The sequence below is a fragment of the Streptomyces aurantiacus genome (assembly GCF_027107535.1).
GTDB lineage: Bacteria > Actinomycetota > Actinomycetes > Streptomycetales > Streptomycetaceae > Streptomyces.
Window position 1 is genome coordinate 6,761,273 of sequence record NZ_CP114283.1, and the last position, 22,781, is coordinate 6,784,053.

At 70.0% G+C, this 22,781-nt stretch carries 17 protein-coding genes; 9 read left to right on the forward strand and 8 right to left on the reverse strand.

Features of this window, described 5'->3' with window-relative positions; translation table 11 throughout:
• Window positions 1–138 precede the first annotated feature (138 nt).
• The 7 genes from tkt to O1Q96_RS32160 are packed head-to-tail and all read left to right on the forward strand — an operon-like array spanning window position 139 to window position 9,101.
• Complete coding sequence (tkt, locus tag O1Q96_RS32130) at window positions 139–2,214, forward strand: transketolase (RefSeq protein WP_269251490.1); 2,076 nt, start codon at window positions 139–141, stop codon at window positions 2,212–2,214.
• 19 nt (window positions 2,215–2,233) lie between these two features.
• A complete protein-coding gene (tal, locus tag O1Q96_RS32135) occupies window positions 2,234–3,403 on the forward strand; it encodes a transaldolase (protein WP_269251491.1) in 1,170 nt (389 codons plus the stop codon).
• On the forward strand, window positions 3,400–5,034 hold the full coding sequence (gene zwf, locus O1Q96_RS32140) for a glucose-6-phosphate dehydrogenase (RefSeq protein ID WP_419586982.1): 1,635 nt from the start codon (window positions 3,400–3,402) through the stop codon (window positions 5,032–5,034). Before tal ends, zwf begins: the two co-directional genes overlap by 4 nt.
• Window positions 5,031–5,966 (forward strand): glucose-6-phosphate dehydrogenase assembly protein OpcA, encoded by a 936-nt coding sequence (opcA, locus tag O1Q96_RS32145; RefSeq protein ID WP_269251492.1) that lies wholly within the window; start codon window positions 5,031–5,033, stop codon window positions 5,964–5,966. The genes zwf and opcA overlap by 4 nt, the downstream gene beginning before the upstream one ends.
• Window positions 5,959–7,608, forward strand: coding sequence for a glucose-6-phosphate isomerase (gene pgi, locus O1Q96_RS32150; protein WP_269251493.1), 1,650 nt, complete (start codon window positions 5,959–5,961; stop codon window positions 7,606–7,608). Before opcA ends, pgi begins: the two co-directional genes overlap by 8 nt.
• A gap of 15 nt (window positions 7,609–7,623) precedes the next feature.
• Entirely contained in the window at window positions 7,624–8,502 is an 879-nt protein-coding gene (gene gnd / locus O1Q96_RS32155) for a phosphogluconate dehydrogenase (NAD(+)-dependent, decarboxylating) (protein WP_269253811.1), read from the forward strand.
• Window positions 8,503–8,507: 5 nt separating this feature from the next.
• On the forward strand, window positions 8,508–9,101 hold the full coding sequence (locus O1Q96_RS32160; protein WP_269251494.1) for a histidine phosphatase family protein: 594 nt from the start codon (window positions 8,508–8,510) through the stop codon (window positions 9,099–9,101).
• A gap of 68 nt (window positions 9,102–9,169) precedes the next feature.
• Here O1Q96_RS32160 and O1Q96_RS32165 read toward each other — a convergent pair whose 3' ends face one another.
• The 4 genes from O1Q96_RS32165 to O1Q96_RS32180 form a co-directional block, all read right to left on the reverse strand.
• Window positions 9,170–10,132, reverse strand: coding sequence for a hypothetical protein (locus O1Q96_RS32165; RefSeq protein WP_269251495.1), 963 nt, complete (start codon window positions 10,130–10,132; stop codon window positions 9,170–9,172).
• A gap of 11 nt (window positions 10,133–10,143) precedes the next feature.
• The gene (locus tag O1Q96_RS32170; protein WP_269251496.1) at window positions 10,144–11,625 is read right to left on the reverse strand and encodes an APC family permease; all 1,482 of its coding nucleotides are present in this window, start codon (window positions 11,623–11,625) and stop codon (window positions 10,144–10,146) included.
• A 394-nt stretch (window positions 11,626–12,019) separates the two neighbouring features.
• Window positions 12,020–13,852, reverse strand: a complete 1,833-nt coding sequence (locus tag O1Q96_RS32175; RefSeq protein WP_269251497.1) for a bifunctional sugar phosphate isomerase/epimerase/4-hydroxyphenylpyruvate dioxygenase family protein — start codon at window positions 13,850–13,852, stop codon at window positions 12,020–12,022.
• Between the two features lie 193 nt (window positions 13,853–14,045).
• Window positions 14,046–14,930: a shikimate dehydrogenase gene (locus O1Q96_RS32180; RefSeq protein ID WP_269253812.1), complete on the reverse strand. Its 885-nt coding sequence runs from the start codon at window positions 14,928–14,930 to the stop codon at window positions 14,046–14,048.
• Between the two features lie 162 nt (window positions 14,931–15,092).
• Here O1Q96_RS32180 and O1Q96_RS32185 point away from each other — a divergent pair, with 162 nt between their 5' ends.
• Together O1Q96_RS32185 and O1Q96_RS32190 are read left to right on the forward strand one after the other, a co-directional pair.
• Window positions 15,093–15,758 carry a TetR/AcrR family transcriptional regulator gene (locus tag O1Q96_RS32185; RefSeq protein WP_269251498.1) on the forward strand — a complete coding sequence of 222 codons (666 nt, stop codon included), beginning with the start codon at window positions 15,093–15,095 and terminating at the stop codon, window positions 15,756–15,758.
• A 222-nt stretch (window positions 15,759–15,980) separates the two neighbouring features.
• Window positions 15,981–17,333, forward strand: a complete 1,353-nt coding sequence (locus tag O1Q96_RS32190; RefSeq protein WP_269251499.1) for an MFS transporter — start codon at window positions 15,981–15,983, stop codon at window positions 17,331–17,333.
• A 108-nt stretch (window positions 17,334–17,441) separates the two neighbouring features.
• Here the strand turns inward: O1Q96_RS32190 and O1Q96_RS32195 are convergent, their stop codons facing one another.
• The 4 genes from O1Q96_RS32195 to O1Q96_RS32210 all read right to left on the reverse strand — a co-directional run bounded on the left by O1Q96_RS32195 (window position 17,442) and on the right by O1Q96_RS32210 (window position 22,639).
• Window positions 17,442–19,280, reverse strand: coding sequence for a hypothetical protein (locus O1Q96_RS32195; protein WP_269251500.1), 1,839 nt, complete (start codon window positions 19,278–19,280; stop codon window positions 17,442–17,444).
• 4 nt (window positions 19,281–19,284) lie between these two features.
• Window positions 19,285–20,166: a carbohydrate ABC transporter permease gene (locus O1Q96_RS32200; protein WP_217455988.1), complete on the reverse strand. Its 882-nt coding sequence runs from the start codon at window positions 20,164–20,166 to the stop codon at window positions 19,285–19,287.
• Between the two features lie 18 nt (window positions 20,167–20,184).
• A complete protein-coding gene (locus O1Q96_RS32205; protein ID WP_269251501.1) occupies window positions 20,185–21,162 on the reverse strand; it encodes a carbohydrate ABC transporter permease in 978 nt (325 codons plus the stop codon).
• A gap of 145 nt (window positions 21,163–21,307) precedes the next feature.
• A complete protein-coding gene (locus O1Q96_RS32210; RefSeq protein WP_269251502.1) occupies window positions 21,308–22,639 on the reverse strand; it encodes an ABC transporter substrate-binding protein in 1,332 nt (443 codons plus the stop codon).
• Between the last annotated feature and the right edge of the window lie 142 nt (window positions 22,640–22,781).

Sequence of the window (22,781 nt, forward strand, 5' to 3'; positions counted from 1 at the left end):
CGTGTCGACTCGGTCCCGCAGTCGTTGTCCCACTTTCACCACAGGCTGGCACAGGAGGACCTTCCCCGGTAAAAGTCAGACTTTTAAGGTTGAACGCACGAGAGCAGTTACCGGGCCACCAGTAAGGATTTCTTGAAGATGAGCGCGCAGGCACCTGACAGCTTCGAGTGGACCGAGCTGGACCGGCGAGCCGTCGACACGGCCCGTCTGCTGGCGGCGGACGCCGTGCAGAAGGTCGGCAACGGCCACCCCGGCACCGCGATGGCGCTGGCCCCGGCCGCGTACACCCTCTTTCAGAAGGTGATGCGTCACGACCCGGCGGACCCCGAGTGGACCGGCCGTGACCGCTTCGTCCTCTCCCCCGGCCACACTTCCCTGACCCTCTACACCCAGCTCTTCCTCTCCGGCTACGAGCTGGAACTGGACGACCTGAAGGCGTTCCGCACCCACGGTTCGAAGACGCCGGGACACCCCGAGTACGGCCACACGGCCGGGGTCGAGACCACCACGGGCCCGCTGGGCCAGGGTGCCGCCAACGCGGTGGGCATGGCCATGGCCGCCCGCTACGAGCGTGGCCTGTTCGACCCGGACGCGCCCGAGGGCGAGTCGCCCTTCGACCACACGGTCTGGGCGATCGTCTCCGACGGCGACCTGGAGGAGGGCATCTCCGCCGAGGCGTCCTCCCTCGCGGGCCACCAGAAGCTCGGCAACCTCGTCTTCCTCTACGACGACAACCACATCTCGATCGAGGGCGACACCGCCACGGCGTTCTCCGAGGACGTGCTGAAGCGGTACGAGGCGTACGGCTGGCACGTGCAGCGGATCGAGCCCGCGCTGGGCGGCGACATCGACGTGCACGCACTGCACCACGCCCTCACCGCCGCCAGGGCCGAGACCGGCCGCCCCTCGATCGTCGCGATGCGCACGATCATCGCCTGGCCCGCCCCGAACGCGCAGAACACCGAGGCCTCGCACGGCTCGGCGCTCGGCGCGGACGAGATCGCGGCCACCAAGCGCCTGCTGGGCTTCGACCCCGAGCAGACCTTCGAGGTCCCCGACGAGGTCCTGCGCCACGCCCGGCGCGCCCTCGACCGCGGCGCCGAGGCGCACGCCGACTGGAACAAGCGCCTCGCCGAGTGGCGCACCGCTCGGCCCGACCGCTCGAAGCTCTTCGACCGGATCGTGGCCGGGCAGCTGCCCGAGGGCTGGGAGGCCGCGCTGCCGACGTTCGAGGCCGGCACGTCGGTGGCGACCCGCGCGGCGTCCGGCAAGGTCCTCCAGGCTCTCGGCGCGGTCATCCCCGAGCTGTGGGGCGGTTCGGCCGACCTCGCGGGCTCGAACAACACGACCATCGACAAGACGAGTTCGTTCCTCCCGAAGGGCAACCCGCTGCCGGAGGCGGACCCGTACGGCCGCACGATCCACTTCGGCATCCGCGAGCACTCCATGGCCGCGGAGATGAACGGCATCGCGCTGCACGGCAACACCCGCATCTACGGCGGCACCTTCCTGGTGTTCTCCGACTACATGCGCAACGCCGTACGCCTGTCGGCCCTCATGCAGCTCCCGGTGACGTACGTGTGGACGCACGACTCGGTCGGACTCGGCGAGGACGGCCCGACGCACCAGCCGGTCGAACACCTCGCCTCCCTGCGCGCCATCCCCGGCCTGAACATCGTGCGCCCGGCGGACGCCAACGAGACCGCGACCGTCTGGGCGGAGATCACCCGGCGGCACGCGACGAACCCGGCCCCGCACGGCCTGGCCCTCACCCGTCAGGGCGTACCGACGTACGAGGCGAACGAGAACGCGGCGAAGGGCGGATACGTCCTGCGCGACGCCTCCACCGGGACGCCCGACGTGATCCTGATCGCCACGGGTTCCGAGGTGCAGCTCGCCGTCGCCGCGCGCGAGCAGTTGGAAGCCGGGTCAGTGGGCACCCGAGTGGTGTCGATGCCGTCCGTGGAGTGGTTCGAGGAGCAGTCCGCCGAGTACCGGGAGAGCGTCCTGCCGGCATCCGTGAAGGCCCGCGTGGCGGTCGAGGCCGGCATCGGTCTCACCTGGTACCGGTACGTCGGTGACCACGGACGCGTCGTCTCACTGGAGCACTTCGGCGCCTCCGCGGATGCCGGGACGCTGTTCGCGGAGTACGGCTTCACGGCCGACAACGTGGCCACGGCAGCGCGGGAATCCCTCGCGGCCCTCCGCGGTTGATCCGACCGCACGAAGGAAGATGATCACTGTGACCGAAGCAACCGCAACCGCGGAAACTCTCAAGGCCCTCTCCCACGAGGGCGTCTCCATCTGGCTGGACGACCTGTCCCGCGAGCGCATCACGTCCGGCAACCTCGCCGAGCTCGTCGCGACCCGGCACGTCGTCGGCGTGACCACCAACCCCTCCATCTTCCAGGCCGCGATCGGGTCCAGCGAAGGGTACGAGGAGCAGCTCGCCGACCTCGCCGCCCGCCGCGTCACGGTCGACGAGGCCGTACGGATGATGACCACGGCCGATGTGCGCGCCGCCGCCGACATCCTGAGCCCGGTGTACGACGCGACGGGCGGCCGGGACGGCCGGGTCTCCATCGAGGTCGACCCGCGCCTGGCCGACGACACGAGGGCGACGGTGGCCGAGGCCAAGCAGCTCTCCTGGCTGGTCGACCGCCCGAACGTGATGATCAAGATTCCGGCGACCCGGGCAGGGCTGCCCGCGATCACCGAGGTCATCGGCCTCGGCATCAGCGTCAACGTCACGCTGATCTTCTCGCTGGAGCGCTATCGCGAGGTCATGGACGCCTACCTGGCCGGTCTGGAGAAGGCGCAGGCCGCGGGCCTCGACCTCTCCACCATCCACTCCGTCGCCTCCTTCTTCGTCTCCCGCGTCGACAGTGAGATCGACAAGCGGCTGGCGAAGGTCGGCACGGACGAGGCCCTCGGTCTGAAGGGCAGGGCGGCGCTGGCCAACGCGCGGCTCGCGTACGAGGCGTACGAGAGCCGGTTCGGCTCCGCCGACGGTTCGGCACACGGGAGTGACCGCTGGACCGCCCTCGGCGGGGCCCGCGCCAACAAGCAGCGCCCGTTGTGGGCCTCGACGGGCGTCAAGGACCCGGCCTACAAGGACACGCTGTACGTCGACGAGCTCGTCGCGCCCGGCACGGTCAACACGATGCCGGAGGCCACACTGCACGCCACCGCCGACCACGGCGAGATCCGCGGCGACACGGTGCGCGGCGGTTACGCGCAGGCCCGCGCGGACCTCAATGCCGTCGAGAAGCAGGGCATCTTGTACGACGAGGTCGTGCGGCAGCTGGAGGACGAGGGTGTCGCGAAGTTCGAGGCCGCCTGGGGCGAGCTGCTGGACTCGGTCGCGGCCACGCTGAGCAGCAAGGGAGTTGACGGGGAATGAGCGAGAAGCTTCCCGAGGAGTCCTCGGCGGAGGCGTCCGACGCCGCCGCGGACGCGACCGCGGCCGACCTGAAGCCCGAGTCCCTCCACGAGGTCCTGGACCTCGCGTCCGACTGGGACAACCCCCTCCGTGACCCGCGCGACCGGCGTCTGCCCAAGATCGCCGGCCCCTCCGGCCTGGTCATCTTCGGAGTGACGGGCGACCTGTCGCGCAAGAAGCTCATGCCGGCCGTGTACGACCTGGCCAACCGCGGACTGCTCCCGCCGGGCTTCTCCCTCGTGGGCTTCGCCCGGCGTGACTGGGAGGACGAGGACTTCGCGCAGATCGTGCACGACTCGGTGCGCGAGCACGCGCGGACCGAGTTCCGTGAGGAGGTCTGGCAGCAGCTCGCCGAGGGCATGCGGTTCATCCCGGGCGACTTCGACGACGACCAGGCGTTCAAGCAACTGCGGTCCGCGGTCGAGGAGTTGGACGCCTCCCGGGGCACCAGCGGCAACTACGCCTTCTACCTCTCCGTACCGCCCAAGTTCTTCCCGAAGGTCGTCCAGCAGCTCAAGAAGCACGGGCTGGCGAACGCGCCGGAGGGTTCCTGGCGGCGGGCCGTCATCGAGAAGCCGTTCGGCCACGACCTCAGGAGCGCGCGGGAACTGAACAAGGTCCTGCACGACGTTTTCGACCCCGAGCAGGTCTTCCGCATCGACCACTACCTCGGCAAGGAGACCGTCCAGAACATCCTGGCGCTCCGCTTCGCCAACCAGATGTACGAGCCCATCTGGCACCGGTCGTACGTGGACCACGTACAGATCACGATGGCCGAGGACATCGGCATCGGCGGCCGCGCGGGCTACTACGACGGCATCGGGTCGGCCCGTGACGTCATCCAGAACCACCTGCTCCAGCTGATGGCGCTGACCGCGATGGAGGAGCCCATCGCCTTCGACGCCGACTCGCTGCTCACCGAGAAGCTCAAGGTCCTCAAGTCCGTGAAGCTGCCGGAGAACCTGGGCGAGCACACCGTGCGCGGCCAGTACGCGACCGGCTGGCAGGGCGGCGCGAAGGTGTGCGGCTACCTCGAAGAGGACGGCATCGACCCCGAGTCGACGACCGACACGTACGCGGCGGTCAAGCTGGAGGTCGACAACCGCCGCTGGGCGGGCGTCCCGTTCTACCTGCGCACCGGAAAGCGCCTGGGCCGCCGCGTCACCGAGATCGCCGTCGTCTTCCAGCGGGCCCCGCACTCCCCGTTCGACTCCACCGCCACCGAGGAACTCGGCGCCAACGCGATCGTCATCCGCGTCCAGCCCGACGAGGGCATGACGGTGCGCTTCGGATCGAAGGTGCCGGGTACGTCGATGGAGATCCGGGACGTGTCGATGGACTTCGCGTACGGCGAGTCGTTCACGGAGTCCAGCCCGGAGGCGTACGAACGCCTGATCCTGGATGTGCTGCTCGGCGACGCCAATCTCTTCCCCCGTCACCAGGAGGTGGAAGAGTCCTGGAAGATCCTCGACCCGATCGAGGACTACTGGGACACGCACGGCAGGCCCGCGCAGTACGCCTCGGGCAGCTGGGGTCCCGAGGAAGCCGACGAGATGCTCGCACGAGACGGACGGAGCTGGCGCAGGCCATGAAGATCGACCTGACCGACACCACGGCAAGCAAGATCAACAAGGCCCTCGTGGAAGGCCGCCGCGCCATCGGCACGCCAGCCGTGGGCATGGTCCTGACGATGGTCATCGTGACGGACGAGGAGAACGCGTACGACTCGATCAAGGCGGCCGAGGAGGCCTCGCACGAGCACCCCGCGCGCACCCTGGTCGTCATCAAGCGGCACGCCCGCACCCCTCGCGACCGCACGAACTCGCGCCTCGACGCCGAGGTGAGGGTAGGTGCCGACGCCGGTACCGGTGAGACGGTCATCCTGAGGCTGTACGGCGAGGTGTCCGACCACGCCGACTCGGTGGTCCTGCCGCTGCTGCTGGCGGACGCGCCGGTCGTCGTCTGGTGGCCCGTGGACGCGCCCGCGGTCCCGGCCAAGGACCCTCTCGGCGCGCTCGCCCAGCGCCGGATCACCGACATGTACGCCGTGGAGACCCCGCTGGAGGCCCTGGAGGCGCGCGCCGCCGCGTACGCGCCGGGCGACACGGACCTGGCCTGGACCCGGCTGACCCCGTGGCGCTCCATGCTGGCCGCCGCCCTCGACCAGGCCCGTACGGAGATCACCTCGGCCGCGGTCGAGAGCGAGGCGGAGAACCCGAGCGCCGAGCTGCTGGCCCGCTGGCTGGAGGCCCGCCTGGGTGTCTCGGTCGAGCGGGTCGTCACCGCCGGGCCCGTGGTCACCGCCGTCCGGCTCGGCACCGCGAACGGCGAGATCGTCATCGACCGGCCCGAGGGCCCGCTCGCGACGCTCTCCCTGCCCGGCCAGCCCTCGCGCACCCTCGCGCTGAAGGTCCGCAGCACCTCCGAGCTGATCGCCGAGGAACTGCGCCGCCTCGACGCGGACGAGATGTACGCCGTCGCCCTGCGCGGCGGCGACGAATCCGAGAGGGAGAGCCGTGCCTGACACACCGAAGCTCACCCGCCGACCCGAGTGGACCGCGCTGGAGGACCACCGTGCCGGCCCGCTCCTCCATCCGCGGCTGCGCGAGCTGTTCGCCGCGGACCCGGAGCGCGCCGGGCGCTACACCGTGCGCGTGGGCGATCTGCTCATCGACTACTCGAAGCACCTGATCACCGACGAGACGCTCGCGCTGCTCCAGGAACTCGCCACGGCCACCGACGTGTTCGGCCTGCGCGACGCGATGTTCCGCGGTGAGCGGATCAACGTCACCGAGCAGCGGGCCGTCCTGCACACCGCGCTGCGCGCCCCGCGCGACGCGGTCGTCGAGGTCGACGGAGAGAACGTCGTGCCGAAGGTGCACTCCGTTCTCGACAGGATGGCCGACTTCTCCGAACAGGTCCGCTCCGGCAAGTGGACCGGGCACACCGGCAGGCGCATCCGCAATGTCGTCAACATCGGCATCGGCGGCTCCGACCTGGGCCCGGCCATGGCCTACGAGGCACTGCGCGCCTTCACCGACCGTGATCTGACGGTCCGCTTCGTGTCGAACGTCGACGGGGCCGACCTGCACGAGGCCGTGCGGGACCTGGATCCGGCCGAGACGCTGTTCGTCGTCGCCTCGAAGACCTTCACCACCATCGAGACGATCACCAACGCGACCTCGGCACGGACCTGGCTGCTCGCCGGACTCGGCGGCGACCCACACGCCGTGGCCAAGCACTTCGTGGCGCTGTCGACGAACGTCGAGAAGGTCGCGGACTTCGGCATCGACACGGCCAACATGTTCGAGTTCTGGGACTGGGTCGGCGGCCGCTACTCGTACGACTCCGCCATCGGCCTGTCCCTGATGATCGCGATCGGCCCGGACCGGTTCCGGGAGATGCTCGAGGGTTTCAGGATCGTCGACGAGCACTTCAGGTCCGCGCCCGCGGAGGCCAACGCGCCTTTGCTGCTCGGCCTGTTGGGTGTCTGGTACGGCGACTTCTTCGACGCCCAGTCGCACGCGGTCCTGCCGTACTCGCACTACCTGTCCAAGTTCACGGCGTATCTCCAGCAACTGGACATGGAGTCCAACGGCAAGTCCGTGGACCGCCAGGGCCGTCCCGTGGAATGGCAGACCGGCCCGGTCGTGTGGGGCACGCCCGGCACCAACGGACAGCACGCCTACTACCAGTTGCTCCACCAGGGCACCAGGACGATCCCGGCCGACCTGATCGGCTTCGTCAACCCGGTCGACGACCTGGGTCCCGAACTCGCCGCCCAGCACGACCTGTTGATGGCGAACCTCTTCGCCCAGGGCCAGGCTCTCGCGTTCGGCAGGACCGCCGACGAGGTGCGTGCGGAGGGGGTTCCCGAGGAGCAGGTGCCGCACCGCACGTTCCGCGGCAACCACCCCACCACGACCGTCCTGGCCGCCGAGTTGACCCCCTCGGTCCTCGGCCAGCTGATCGCCCTCTACGAGCACAAGGTGTTCGTGCAGGGCGCGATCTGGAACATCGACTCCTTCGACCAGTGGGGCGTCGAGCTCGGCAAGGTCCTCGCCAAGGCCGTCGAACCCGCCCTCACCGAAGGCGCCGACGTCCCCGGCCTCGACCCGTCCACCACCGCCCTCGTGGCCACGTACCGCACTCTCCGGAAGAAGTGAACTGACATGACTGCGATGCAGCTCGGTCTCATCGGCCTCGGCAAGATGGGCGGCAACATGCGCGAGCGCATTCGCCGCGCAGGCCACACCGTCATCGGATACGACCGCAACCCGGACCTCGCCGACGTCAGCAGCCTCACCGAACTGGTGGGCAAACTCGAAGGGCCGCGGGTGGTGTGGGTGATGGTTCCGGCGGGTGCCGCGACCCAGTCCACCATCGATGAGCTGGCCGAGCTCCTGGAGCCCGGTGACGTGGTCGTGGACGGCGGGAACTCCCGCTGGACGGACGACGAGAAGCACGCCGGGGAACTGGCGGCGAAGGGCATCGGCTTCGTGGACGCGGGCGTCTCGGGCGGTGTGTGGGGCCTGGAGAACGGCTACGCCCTGATGGTCGGCGGCGACGCCGAACACATCGCCCGGGTCCAGCCCGTCTTCGACGCCCTCAAGCCGGAGGGCGAGGCGGGGTTCGTCCACGCGGGCAAGGTGGGCGCCGGCCACTTCTCCAAGATGGTCCACAACGGCATCGAGTACGCGATGATGCAGGCCTACGCCGAGGGCTGGGAGCTCCTGCAGGCCGTCGACTCCGTCACCGATGTGCGTGAGGTCTTCCGCTCCTGGCAGGAGGGCACCGTCATCCGTTCCTGGCTGCTCGACCTCGCGGTCAACGCCCTGGACGAGGACGAACACCTGGAGAAGCTGCGCGGGTACGCGCAGGACTCCGGCGAGGGCCGCTGGACGGTGGAGGCGGCCATCGACAACGCCGTGCCGCTGCCCGCGATCACCGCCTCGCTCTTCGCACGGTTCGCGTCCCGCCAGGACGACTCACCGCAGATGAAGATGGTCGCGGCCCTGCGCAACCAGTTCGGCGGCCACGCCGTCGAGTCCGCGAAGTAGGAGTCATGGGCGATCTCCTCCTCGTCCGCCACGGCGAGACCGAGTGGAGCAGGTCGGGACGGCACACCAGCTGGACCGACCTGCCCCTCACCCAGCACGGCGAGGAACAGGCCAAGTCCCTCGTCCCGCTCTTCACCGGGCGGCGGTTCGCCCTCGTACTCACCAGCCGGCTCGCCCGTGCGATACGGACGGCCGAGCTGGCCGGTGTGACCGGGGCGGTGTCCGACCCCGATCTGCACGAGTGGGACTACGGGGCGTACGAAGGCGTCACCACGGTCGACATCCACCGCACCCGCCCCGACTGGTACCTGTTCACCGACGGTGTGCCGCCCGGCGCCGAGGGGCACCCCGGCGAATCGCCGGCCGAGGTGGGTGAGCGCGCCGACCGCGTGCTGGCCCGCGCGGAGAAGGCCCTGGACGACGGGGACGTCCTCCTTGTCGCACACGGTCATTTCCTGCGGGTGCTGACCGCCCGGCGGCTGGGTCTGCCCGCCGGGGACGGACGGCTGTTCCGGCTCGAGACGGGCACGGTGAGCCGTCTCTCCCTGGAGCACGGCCGACCCGTGATCGCGGAGTGGAACTCCCTTCCACCACGGTAGTTCCCGGGGCCCGTGCCCCCGCACCGCTCGAACGCCGGAGGGGCCGATCACTCGGCCCCTCCGGCGTTTCACGCGCGGTACTTCGGGTTGTTGTGCCATTTGACGATCTGCTTCTCCGGGTCACCCGTGTAGGACCAGGGTGTCCGGGTGAAGCGACGGCCGAGCAGCCGGAACAGTGAGGCGGTGATGTCCGGCACCGCGGCGTGCCCCGCGGCGTGGGCCAGGTGGTTCAGGTGCTGCACCTCTCCGGGTTCGACGGGACCTTCGGGACGTGCCGTGATCCAGCGCTGCCAGGTACGCCGGACGTCGTTGACCGCTCCGTCGTGGTTCCAGTGCTGGCCGATGCCGACGACCGCGCCCTGCTGGCCCTTCGCCCCCTCCTGGATGTAGCGGTACTCCTCCACCCGGGCGAACTGCACCAGGACGGGCAGCGCGCACCCCGGCGGCGCCACTCCCGCCGCGTCCCGGGCGAAGTCGTACATGATGCCGTGCGTACCGTGCCAGCGCGCCGAGTAGTAGTGCAGCACCTGGAGGTGCCCCTCGACGCTGTACGGGTCACGCGCGTGCAACTCGTCCCACCAGCGGCCCAGTTCCTGCCGGCGCACCCCGCCGGGGTAGAGCCGCGCGACGGCGATGAGGGAGATCCACGGCGTGGGGTCGTCGAGGTACGCGTCGGTCGCCTGGAGGCAGGCCATGACCGCGCCGTCGATACGGTTCTGGTCGATGGGCACGCCCCGGCCCGCGGCGATGGCCAGGTTGAAGGCCCGGGCCGTCTCCGTCGCGGCCCGCAGCATCAGCGCGTCGGCACTGCGGGGCTCGGCGGCCAGCCAGGACTCGGCCGTCGAGGTGCTCGCACAGGCCTGTGCGAGCAGCCTCATCCGGTGGCCCCGCGCCGTCCACGCGGGCCCGGTGGTCCGCAGCAGCTGCCTCAAACCCTGCCAGCGGCCGATGACGATGTCCTGCTTGGCCGAGGTGAGGGGCGCGTCGCCGCAGTCGGGGTCGAAGTCGGGGGTGAAACGGTCTCGCGCCATCGGGGCCCCTCTCAGAAGTCGGTGGGGAGACCCTCGTGGACGCGGGACCGCTCGCTCGCCGCGGCGTCGTGGTCGTCGGGAATGTAGTGCGTCTCGACGACATGGCTGGCGTCCAGTTTCGCCGGCCGGTAGTAGTCACTGCCCTGCCGCCAGTACCAGAGCATGGGGATCAGGCCGACGGCCAGGCCGCCGATACCGATGGTGATCGACGCGCTGCTCAGGTCGCCCAGTGATTCGACGAAGATCCAGAACATGAACAGGGCGCCGAGGAACGGCCACAGCCCGCCGAAGAAGAAGTTGGACGGGGACTTCAGCAGCATCTTGCGGTAGGCGACGACCACCGCGAGACCGGCCAGTCCGTAGTACACGGCGATCTGCAGACCGATCGCGGCGATGGCGTCGGCGAGGATGTCGCCGACCGAGCCGAGGGCGTTGGAGGCCACGAACATCCCGAGTGCCACGGCGCCGACCACGACGATCGCGACCCACGGGGTGTTCCACCGGGGATGCACCTTCCCCAGGGCACTGGGCATCGTCCGGTCGCGTCCCATCGCGAACAGCGACCGGGTGACCTGGATGAGTGTGGTCTCCAGGGTGGCGATGGTGGACAGCATCACGGCGACGATCAGCAGCTTGCCGCCCCAGCCCGGCCAGATCTCCTCGCCGAGCACCGCCAGGACGTTGGCGTCGTTCTCCTGGATCTGCTGCGAGGTGAGGATGACGTTCACCGCGATGGTGAAGACCTCGAAGAGGAGGAAGACGATGCCCACGCCGATCAGCCCCGCGAGGCCGGTGGTGCGGCGGCTGTCCTTGGTCTCCTCGCTGAGGTTGGACGTGACGTCCCAGCCCCAGTAGTAGAAGGCGGCGATGAGGGCGCCGGAGGCGAAGCCGCTCATCCCGTCGAAGTGGCTGAAGCCGAGCCACGACCAGTCGAAGGGCCGGGCGCTGTCGGCGTGCAGCAGTGCGCCGATCGCGAAGAGGGCCAGGATGGCGAGTTCGACGCCGGACATGATGAGCTGGGCGCGGACGGTGAGCCGGGCCCCGCCGAGCACGACGAACAGCATGAGCAGGAACCAGCCCGCGCCGACGACGGTGGACAGCGCCGTGTTGTCGGCGAGCCCCTCGTCGAAGAGGGAGAGCGTCATCGAACCGGCGGGCAGCGAACCGGCGACCATGAAGATGGTCGCGGAGATCACCAGGGCCCAGCCGCTGATGAACCCGAGGAACGGGTGGAGCGTGCGGCCGACCCAGGAGTAGCTGGCGCCCGCGTTGGTGTCTATTCGGCTGAGGTAGCTGAACGCCAGCGCGATGCCCAGCATGGGTATCGCGCAGTAGAGGAGCGCCGCGGGGCTGGCCAGGCCGACCGCTCCGACGAGAACCGCGGTGGTCGCGGCCAGCGAGTACGCGGGGGCGCTGCCCGCGACCGCCATCACCACCGTGTCGAACGTACCGAGGACATTGGCCTGGAGCCCTCTGCCCCTGTTGTTGCTCATGGTTGCGCTGCTTTCCGTCCTGCACGAAGCGCGTGCGGGCATGCCCGACCGCGACAGGTGTAAGTGGGGGGTGTGGCCGATTCCGTGCAGCCGCGGTGCTCGCTCGGCGGGACGGTCGCTCCGTAGACGGAGTGATGATAGCGGTGGTGATTGAGGTTTCAAGGTCAACTCGTGGGTAATGTCCGCCTGCTTGCGGTTCACCGATGAGCGGTGATAGCGCGCGGCCGCCCGCAGGAGGGCCCGCGGACCCTGGTGCGCGAGCCCGCACAGACCCCAACTTGCCCTCCGAACAACCGAGTTGAATGATCCGGAAGACGTCGGGCCGGGCCCGTGGGAGAGGGCCCGGCCCGGTGGAGGTTGAGAATCGGGTAAGAGGAGGCGTCCCGGTGTGGAGTCAGCGCACCGGTCGGCGTACGTGCTGCGCGGCCAGCCGCACCGGGGCGTTCTGTGCGCCGTAACCGCGGTAGTCCGCGTCGCGCTGGACCAGTTCGAAGAAGACCCGGCCGATCGTCTCCGTGTAGCAGTGGCGGAAGGCGCCGCCCGCGTCCCGGTCGTAGAGGATGCCGAGTTCGCGCAGGTCCTCCAGCTCCCCGTCGGCGAACCCGTACCTGGCCGCGAGGTCGTCGTAGTAGTTGGCGGGGATGTCGAGCAGCCGGCCGCCCGCGGCACGGAAGCGGCGGGCCGCCGTGACGAGGTCGTCGGTGGCGAGCGCGATGTGCTGGGCGCGACCGCCCTCGTCCGCACTCGGTGCGGGGCCGACGCCGAGGGCGATACGGACACTGCCGTCGGCGTTGGTGACGGCACGGCTGCGCAGGAGCCCGTAGGGATCGGCGACGTCCACGCTGTCCCGGGCGTCGAGCCCGAGGACGCTGCGGTGGAAGAGGGCCGCCTCGTCGAACTGGTGCCAGGGCTGGGTGAGGGCGAGGTGGTCGATGCGGTGCACACCGCCGGTGGCCGGAGCCGCCTGCTCGGCGGGTTCGACGGGCTCGACGGGTTCGACGGGTTCGACGGGCTCGAAGTCGCTCGTCCAGCTGGGCAGTCCGGGCCGGCCGGTGGCGCAGAAGAACAGCTCGGTGCCGTCGGGGGCGGCGACGGCGTCCAGGGGGACGTCCTCGGGCGCGCGGCGGCGCGGCAGGACGGGGGCGAGCAACGACTCGGCGCGCCGGGCCGCGCCCGCCGGGTCGGGCGACTCCAGCCCGACGGCGGCGAGTCGGGTCCCGTCGCGCCGGGCGGCCGGGCCCGTGTTGAGCAGCAGCCGGGCCTCGCCCTGCTGCCACAGGTCGACCGGCTTGCTGCGGTGCCGGGCGGTCCGGGCGAAGCCGAGCGCTGCGAGGATCTCCGAAACCGGTTCGACGTCGGGGGTGACCAGTTCGGCGAAGGCGACACCGGTCGGCACGACGGGCGTCGGCGGCGCGCTGAGCCCGACGCTCTCCTGGAGCACGAGGAGCGAGCGCAGGGCGTCGACGGCGGTCGGACCGGCCTCGGCCTGGCGGAACACGTCGTTGAACACCTCCAGCGAGAGCGGCCCCCGGTAACCGGCGCGGATCACGTGCCCGACGAGCCCGGCGACGTCGAAGCCCCCCTGGCCCGGGAAGCAGCGGTAGTGGCGGCTCCACTGCAGTACGTCCATCGCCATCAGCGGGGCGTCGGCCAGCTGGAGGAAGAAGATCTTCTCGCCGGGGATGTCCTCGATGCCCTTGGGATCGGAGCCCCGGGCGAGGATGTGGAAGCTGTCCAGGCAGGTGCCGAGCGCGGGATGGTCGGCGGCCTCGACGATGCGCCAGGCGTGGTCGTACGTGCTGACGTGCCGGCCCCACGCCAGCGCCTCGTAGGCGACACGGACACCGAAGTCCTGGGCCAGGTCGGCGAGTCGGCGCAGCTGGAACGCGGCCAGCGCGTCGTCGTCCTCGGCGAGCGGCGACACGCTGGAGCACACCAGCACGGTGTCGGCCCCGAGCCGCTCCATCAGCCGGAACTTGTGCTCGGCCCGGCGCAGGGCACGTGCGAACTCCTCCGCCGGCAGGGCCTCGATGTCACGCATCGGCTGGTAGAGGTCGATGCTCAGCCCGAGGTCGGCGCAGCGGGCGCGGATCTCCTCCGGGCTGAGAGGGCTGGCGAGCAGGTCGTTCTCGAAGATCTCCACACCGTCGAAGCCGGCCCGCGCCGCGGCCGTGATCTTCTCGGTGAGGGGTCCGCTGAGAGAGACGGTGGCGATGGACGTACGCACGTTGCTGCTCCTTCACTTCCACTGCACGACAAGGAACGAACCCCCTTCAGGCCCCCACCTCACAACCCACGACAACCCCGACCCAGCAGGACCGCCCCGCGGAACCCCGGCCCACCGAGGGGCGCGGGGAACTGCGCGACCGGCCACGAAGCACCCGCCCCACGACACCGATCACCCCACCCCCGAGGCGCCCTCAGCTCCGGGCACCGGCCGCACCGGCCACCCCCGCGAGTTCGGCGATGTCCGCCAGCATCCGCACACTGTCCGGCTCCCTCCCCGTGAAGAGCCGAAACGCGTCCGCGGCCTGGAAAACGGCCATTCCTCCGCCGTCGAGCGCCGCGCACCCCACTGCCCGGGCGGCCCGCAGCAGCTCGGTCTCCAGGGGCCGGTAGACGACCTCGGCGACCCACAGCCCGGGATGCAGCAGCCCGGCGGCGAACGGCAGTCCGGGGTGGGCGGCCATCCCCACGGGCGTGGCCTGCACGACACCGTCCGCGCCGTCGAGCAGCGCGCCCGGCCGGTCCGGCGTGGCGGCGGTCGCCCGGCCCGCGCCGAAGTGCCGGTTCAGCCCGGCCGCGAGCGTGGCCGCACGGTCCGGGACCGTGTCCACGACGGTGATGTGCCCCGCCCCGAGCGTGAGCACAGCGTGCGCGACGGCCGCGCCCGCTCCCCCGGCGCCCCACTGCACCACCCGCTCCAGCGGAGCGTCGGGCAGTCCGCGGGCGAACGACGCGGCGAACCCGGTGACGTCCGTGTTGTGCCCGATCGCGCGGCCGTCCTCGAAGAGGACGGTGTTCACCGCGCCGAGCGCCTCGGCCTGCGGGGCGAGCGCGTCGAGGTGTTCGATGACGTGCTGTTTGCAGGGGTGGGTGATGTTCAGCCCGTCGAAGCCCAGGTCGCGCGCGGCGCGCACCAGGTCTCCCACCGCGTCGGGCGGGACGCCGAGCGTGTCGATGTCGATGCGCCGGTACACGTAGCGCAGGCCCTGCCGGTCGGCCTCCCGCTCGTGCAGTGCCGGGCTGAGGGACGGGCCGATGCCCGCGCCGATCAGTCCGACGAGATACGAGTCCTTGACCACGGCGACCACGGCGGACCTCCAGAGCGGCTCACTAATGTACGAACTAGTACGTTAGCTATACCAGCATCCCGGGGCGACGGGAAGGCCCGCCGGACACCCGCGGCCGCACGGGAGAGCCTGCTTCTAGAATCGCGGCACTGGCCCCTCGCCCGAAGGAACCCGATGACCAGCGTCGAAGAACCGGCACGGCCGAACGGGCGCATCCGTGACGCCGCCCGCACGAAGGCCGAGATCCTCGACGTCGCGACCCAGGAGTTCGCCCGGGCCGGCTACGACGGGGCCCGGGTCGACGAGATCGCCGCCCGCACCCGGACCACGAAGCGGATGATCTATTACTACTTCGGCGGCAAGGAACAGCTGTTCACCGCCGTACTGGAGCGGGCGTACGGCGTCATCCGCGAGGCCGAGCAGGGGCTCGACGTCGAACACCTGGACCCGGTCGCGGCCATCCGGCGGCTGGCCGAGCTGACCTTCGACCACCATGAGGCGCACCCGGACTTCATCCGCCTGGTCAGCATCGAGAACATCCACGGGGCCGAGCACATCGCCGCCTCGGAGGAGCTGGGCAGAATCGGCTCGCCCGCCCTGGACGTGATCCGCCGCATCCTGGAGTCGGGGCGGGAGTCGGGCCTGTTCACGGCTGACGTCGACGCCGTGGACCTGCACGCGATGATCAGCTCGTTCTGCTTCTTCCGGGTCGCCAACCGGCACACCTTCGGGGCCCTGTTCGGCCGCGACCTGGTGGACCCGGCGCAGCGCGAGCACTACCGGAGCATGCTGGGCGACATGGTCATCGCCTACCTGACGGCGGACCGCGCGACGCGCTGAGACGGAGCACGGACGCCGACGCGCCTCCACGCAAGATCCTTCGGCCGGACCTCTTGACACCCGGGAAACGTGAGCGCAACATCCGTAGCCAGCCACTACTAACTACCCAGTGGGTTAATTAACCGGGTCGCCCCCGGTGCGGCCGTCCCACACCCCAGGGATCCGGCACCTCTCCCCTCCGCTCACTCCGCCTGCGTCGGAGTTCCCCCGAAGGAGCACGCCGTGTCCGTCCCCGCAGCGCCCCTCGACGCGCCTCCCGGTCAGCCGAAGAAAGCCGCGACGGCCGCCTGGATCGGCAGCGCGCTGGAGTACTACGACTTCTTCATCTACGGCAGCGCGGCCGCGCTGATCTTCCCGGAGGTCTTCTTCGACGAGTCGGACCCGGCCACCGCGACGCTCCTGTCGCTGGCCACGTTCGGGGTCGCGTACGCGGCCCGCCCGGTCGGGGCGCTCTTCCTCGGGCACTTCGGCGACCGCGTCGGCCGCAAGAAGATCATGGTCTTCACGCTGATCCTGATGGGCGTGTCGACGTTCCTCATCGGCTGTCTGCCGACCCGTGACCAGGTCGGCACACTGGCCCCGGTGCTGCTGGTGATCTGCCGGGTCCTGCAGGGCATCTCGGCCGCCGGTGAGCAGGCCAGCGCGAACTCGATGTCTCTGGAACACGCGCCACCCGGACGACGCGGTTTCTTCACCAGCTTCACGCTCAGCGGCACCCAGGGCGGGCAGCTCCTCGCCACGCTCGTGTTCATCCCGGTCGCCGCGCTCCCCGAGGACCAACTGCTCTCCTGGGGCTGGCGGGTCCCGTTCTGGATGAGCATCGCGGTCGCCGTCGCCGGCTATGTCATCCGCCGCACCCTGGAGGAGACCCCGACCTTCACCCAGCAGGCCGCCACCGAGGGTGTCGCGAAGATGCCCCTCGCCGTGCTGCTGAAGGACCACTGGGCGGACGTCCTGCGGGTGGTCGCGGCCGCCCTCGTCGCCTCGGTCAGCACGATCTTCACCGTGTGGGCGCTGTCGTACGCGACCAGCGACGCGGTCGGCATGGACCGTACGTCGATGCTGTGGGTGGGCGCGCTCGCCAACCTCGTCGCCCTCGGGGCGATCCCGCTGTGGGCCACCCTGTCCGACCGCATCGGCCGCCGCCCCGTCTTCCTGATCGGCGCCGCGGGCAGTGGCGTACTGATGGTCGCCTACCTGTGGGCGATCTCCACGGGCTCGTACCCGCTGGTCCTGGTCCTCGGCATCATCACCTTCGGTGTCGTCTACAGCGCCGCGAACGGGGTCTGGCCGTCCTTCTACGGCGAGATGTTCTCGACCCGGGTCCGACTGTCGGGCATGGCCATCGGTACGCAGATCGGCTTCGCGGTCGCCGGGTTCGCGGTGACCTTCGCCGCGCAGATCGCGGGTCCCGACGGGGACGACTGGGGGGCCGTGGCCCTGTTCACGGCCGCGCTGTGCGTCCCGCCGGTGATCGCCGCGCTCACCGCACGCGAGACGCACAAGGTGGCGACGGAGCACCTCGGCGAGCGCGCGCTCCAGGAGTCACCGGGCCGCGCGACGGTGTCGCTGTAGCCGCCTCACGCGGGACCACAGGACATGCCTGAGCCCCCGGACAGCTTTCGCTGCCGGGGGCTCGGGCACATCCGCCGAGGAGGTCAGGTCCCCGCGGGAGTCAGGAGGTCAGGTCCTCGCGGTGGTCAACGTGAGCCGCGGTTCGCCGTGTTCGTCGGCCTCACCGAGCACCGCGGTGAAGGACCCCGTACGCACGACCAGTCCGTCCTCGGCCCGCTCGCAGACCAGGTCGAGCCGTCCGGAGTCCGCCGGTCCGTAGCGCACGGCGAAGACGTCGAGCCCCTCCGGCGCGTCCGGCGCGGGTCCGGCCTCCAGGGCGCTCGTCGTCCGTACGTGACGCCAGCCGGCGTCCGGGTCGCCGTACCCGCGCGGGTCGGCGGCCAGCGCGAACGCGGCCTGCTGCTGGGTGAGTTCGCTCCGAGCGTCGAAGGAGTCCGGCCCGTCCAGGGGGTGCGTCAGGCGCAGCTCACCGGCGGCCGCGACGAGCGGGAAGTCGCCCACCCGGCGGAACCGGTCCCCGTCCGCGGTGACGTACGGCATCCCGGCGAGCAAGTACCGCTCGCCGTCCAGCCGTTCGACGACCACCGTCGTCCACAGCCGCGTGCCGTCCGTGACGTACAGGGACCGCACCCGGCGCAGCACATGGTCCCGGCCGACGACAGGCTTGGTCACGAGCTTGGCCGCGAGCCCACCGACGCGCCGGTCCGCCACCCGCACCGCGCCCATCGGGCGGCACAGCAGGAAGCCGTCCGTCACGGGGCCGAAGCCGTGCTGCCGGTTGACGGCTGCCGCGATGAGCACCGTGCCGCCCGCCTCGATCACGGAGGGAGTCATCCGGTCGTCGAACGACACCGTGACCGTGCCGGAGCGCAGTTGGTGGCGGGCGGGCGCCGTGCTCGGGGCGCGGTGCCAGCCGGTGGTGTCCTGGATCTGCCAGACGAGCATGAACGCGAAGTGCCCGTCCACGCCTCCGTCGGCCCCGACCGCGTGCCGGGCCCAGCGCGCGTCCCCGGCGTAGCGGCCGATGTCGGCTTTGATACGACGGCCGAAGTACCGCAGCCCGAGGACGGATTCGAAGGCGGAGTGCTGCTCGCTGTAGCGGGGCCCGCCGATGTCGAAGCCGCTCCCGCAGACGCGCGCGTCGATGTAGCGGGCCAGCGTCTCACCGTCCTGCGCGAAGACCTCCTCGCCGCTGACCCGGTGGGCCTGGGCGAGGAACGACAGGGAGATCGGCCCGTAGTTGTTGTCGTACGCGCCGCCGTGCTCCGGCGGCAGCGGGGCGCCCCGGTCCCGTACCCGGCGGGCGCGGATCTCGTCGGCGTACAGGCGCAGGGCCCTCTGCCGCACCGGCTCGCCCTCCTCGGCGGGGAGGTGACGGGCGAGCATCAGGCCGCCGACCACGCAGCCGATGGCCTGGTTCGCGGCGTCCTGCGGATTGAAGACCGTGGCCTCGGTCAGCCAGCGCCAGTACCCGCCGGCCACGCCCAGGAGTTCGCGGTACTGCTCCTCCTCGACGAGGCCGTCCGCCGCGTCGAGGACGTTGACCGCCTGGAGGAGCGCCCACACCGTGCTCGGCCAGTCGCCGATGGGGTGCGCGCCCGCCTCCAGTACGTAACGGGCGTACGGCAGGCCGGTGTCACGTGCCGTCAGGTTCGGATAGCCGGGGTTGTCCTCGGTGAAGACCCGCGAGCGCAGGTGGAAGGCGAGGCTGAGCCGCACGGCCTCCGGCAGGCGCGGGTCCTTGGTGCGGTGCCAGGCGAGCGCGAGCAGGGACGTGATGCCGAGCGAGGTGTCGCCGACGTCGTCGCAGGCCGCCGGGTTCTCGAGGCTGCCCTCGGAAGTGATCCGGGCCAGGGCCGTCTCGGTGACGCCCGCCAGTACGGCGTCGTACGCGGCGGGGTCGTCCGGCAGGTCGTGCAACGGCCCGCGCTGGTGGAGGAGATGCACGGACTCAGCCCTTCATGCCCGAGGTGGCCAGGCCCTCTACCAGTCTCTTCTGGAAGATGAGGAAGCAGATGAGCGTGGGCAGCAGGGCGAGGGTCGACATGGCGAACATCGCGCCGTACGACGAGCCGCTCGTCTGGTCCAGGAACAGAGTGAGGCCCAGCGGGACGGTGAACTTGTCGTTCTGCTGGAGGTAGACGAGCTGGTGCAGGAAGTCGTCGTACGTCCAGATGAAGGTGAAGATCGTGGTGGTGATGAGCGCCGGCTTCATCAGCGGCAGGATGATCTTCCAGTAGATCTGGAAGGGGTTGGCGCCGTCCATCATCGCCGCCTGGTCCAGCTCGCGCGGGATCGAGCGGATGAACTGGACCATCAGGAAGATGAAGAAGGCGTCCACCGCGAGGAACTTCGGCACGATCAGCGGCAGGAACGTGTTGATCCACGTCAGGTTGTAGAAGATCGTGTACTGCGGGATCAGGACGGCCTGCGTCGGCAGCATCAGCGTGCCGAGCATCAAGCCGAACCAGATCTTCTTCCCGCGGAACTCGAAGCGCGCGAAGGCGTAGGCGGCCAGCGAGCAGGAGATCACGTTGCCGATCACCGCGCCGATCGTGACGATCAGCGAGTTGGTGATGTAGAGGGAGAAGGAGTTTCCGGAGCCGCTCCAGCCCTCGGAGTAGTTCTCCGGGCGCAGCGAGCTCGGGATGAGCCCGGGCTGGGTGAAGATCTCGGTGTCGGGCTTGAGCGAGCTGCTCAGCATCCACAGCAGCGGATAGAGCATGACGATCGCCACACCGATGAGCACGGTGTGGATGAAGATGCGGCGTGAACCGGTGGCGGAGCGCAGCTTCTGCAGCGGCGACTTCGAGGCCGTGGTGATGGCGGACATGGGTGAAGGACTCCTCGCTCAGTCGTCGTAGTGGACCCAGTAGCGGCTGGCGATGAAGTTGACCGCCGTGAAGCCTGCGATGACCAGGAACAACACCCAGGCGAGAGCCGAGGCGTATCCCATCTGGAGGTCGGTGAAGCCCTTCTTGTACAGGTAGAGGGAGTACAGCATGGTCGAGTTGAGCGGTCCGCCGGAGCCGTTGCTGATGACGAAGGCGGGGGTGAACGTCTTGAACGCGTCGATGATCTGCAGGACCACGTTGAAGAAGACGATCGGCGTCAGCAGCGGCAGGGTGATCTTGAAGAACCGGGTGACGGGCGTGACGCCGTCGATCGCGGCCGCCTCGTACACGTCCTTCGGCAGCTGCTTGAGGCCGGCGAGGAAGATGACCATCGGGGTGCCGAACTGCCAGACCGCCAGCAGGATCAGGGTGTAGAGCGCGGTGTCGGGGCTGGAGATCCAGTCCTGGCCCTTGATGCCGAACCAGGCGAGGAAGTCGTTGAACAGGCCGTCGCCGCCGAAGACCTGCCGCCACACGATGGCGATCGCGACCGCGCCGCCGAGCAGGGACGGCAGGTAGAAGGCGGCCCGGTACAGGCCGATGCCCCTGAGGTCGCGGTTGAGCAGCATCGCCACACCGAGGGCGAGCGCCAGCTTCAGCGGCACCGAGACGAGCACGTACAGCAGGGTGGCGTGCACCGAGTCCCAGAAGACCGGATCGTCGGTGAACATCTTGTCGTAGTTGTCCAGTCCGATCCACTGCGCGGGTGTCAGCAGGTCGAAGTTGGTGAAGGACAGGTACAGCGAGGCGAGCATCGGGTAGATCGTCAGGCCGAACAGGCCGACGAACCAGGGGGCCAGGAAGGCGTACGGCCACCAGCCCCCGCCGCGCCGTCTGGCGAGGCGGCGGCGCATACGGTCACGCTCCCGCTGGTCTGACGGGGTCGACGGAGCGGACTGCTCCTTCACGACCTCGTCGGTCTTCGCGGTGGTCATACTCATCTCTCCCTGACCCTCTCCTGGTGTTTCTGTCGTGCGGCGCCGCTCGGCGCGCCCCCCGCGCCCCGTGAGGGGCGCGGGGAGCCGCACACCAGCCGTGGCCGGTCCGCGGCCGCGAGCGGCGCGTCGGCTCAGCGGAGCGTCAGCCGCCCAGGATTCCGGCGGACTGGTCGAAGAACTCGCCGAGCTGCGCCTTGATCGACTTCTTGCCGAAGGCCACGGCGAGGTTCGACTGGAACAGCAGGTCCCAGATCTGGTCGGCACCCTGCGGCGGGGGCGCGGGGGCCTCCAGGGCGTCGCTCGCCTTGCCGACCCGCTGGGAGATGTAGTCGGCGTTCTCCATGTTCAGCTTGTCCGTCTCGGTCAGACCCGAGGCGATCAGCTTGCGGGCCTTGTCCGTCGGCGGGATGCCGCGCAGCAGCTGCATGTCCTTGATCGCGGTGGCGTCCTGGGCGAAGAACGACATGATCTTCACCGAGTCGGCGACCTTCTTGCTGGCCTTGGTGGCGCTCAGCAGCACACCGCCGTTGACGAAGTTGCCCTCGATCGCGCCGGAGAAGTCGCCCTGCGGGGTGGGCAGGAAGTCCAGCTGCGCGTCGGTGATCGAGCCGCCCGCGCCGTAGACACCGGAGTCGAAGGTGAACAGCGCCTTGCCGATGACGACCGCGTTCTTGGTGAGGTCGTTGTGCGCGGCGGAGGTGATCGCCGGCGGCGGGCAGGCGTTGGCCTTGCGCATGTCGGCCCAGTACTCCCACCACTCCTGGAGGGTGGCGGCGGTGAAGCCGAGCTTCTTGCCGTCGGGCGAGAAGAAGGTCTCGCCGTGCTCACGGGCGAAGATCTCGAAGCACTGGAGGGTGCCGCCACCGCCGTCGTCGACGCCGTAGATCTTGCCGCCACTCTTCTTGTAGACGTCGGTGGAGATCTTCTTCAGGTCGGCCCAGGTCCACTCGCGGTCCGGCAGCTTCAGGCCCAGCTTCTCCAGGCCGCTGCGGTTGACGGTGAGCTGGTTGACGCCGATGCCGGACGGGACGCCGTACAGCTTGCCGTCGACCGTGCCGGCGGCGAGGAGCGTCTTGGAGAAGCCGGTCAGGTCCAGGCTCTTGCCGACGTAGGAGTCGATCGGCGCGAGGACACCCTTGCGGGCGTACTGCGCGACCAGAGCGGTGTCCATCTGCAGCAGGTCGGGGGCGCTGCCGCCGGCGATGTTGGTGTTGAACTTGTCGAAGTACCCGTCGTAGCCGGAGTAGGTCTCCCGGATCTTGATCTTCGGGTTCTTCTTCTGGAAGGTGGCCAGCGCCTTCTTGTAGGCCGCGTGCCGGTCGTCGCTGCCCCACCAGATCATGGTGAGGTCGCTGCTGGTGCTGCCGGCGCCGGTTCCACCGCTGCAGGCGCTCAGCGAGGTGCCGAGAGCGCCGGCGACTGCGATGCCGCTCGCGGAGCGGAACAGGGTTCTGCGCGAGATCTGGTGACCCACCGGGTCCTCCTGGATGTGCGTGACGGATCCCCTGGCCGTCGAGCGGCTCGGGTCTTTTCCCTGGGGTTTGTGCCTTCCGGCGTGCGGCCTCGCCCGGCCGCATCGCTCTGACGAGTGGGGGTCCCCGGCATGGGAGCCGCAG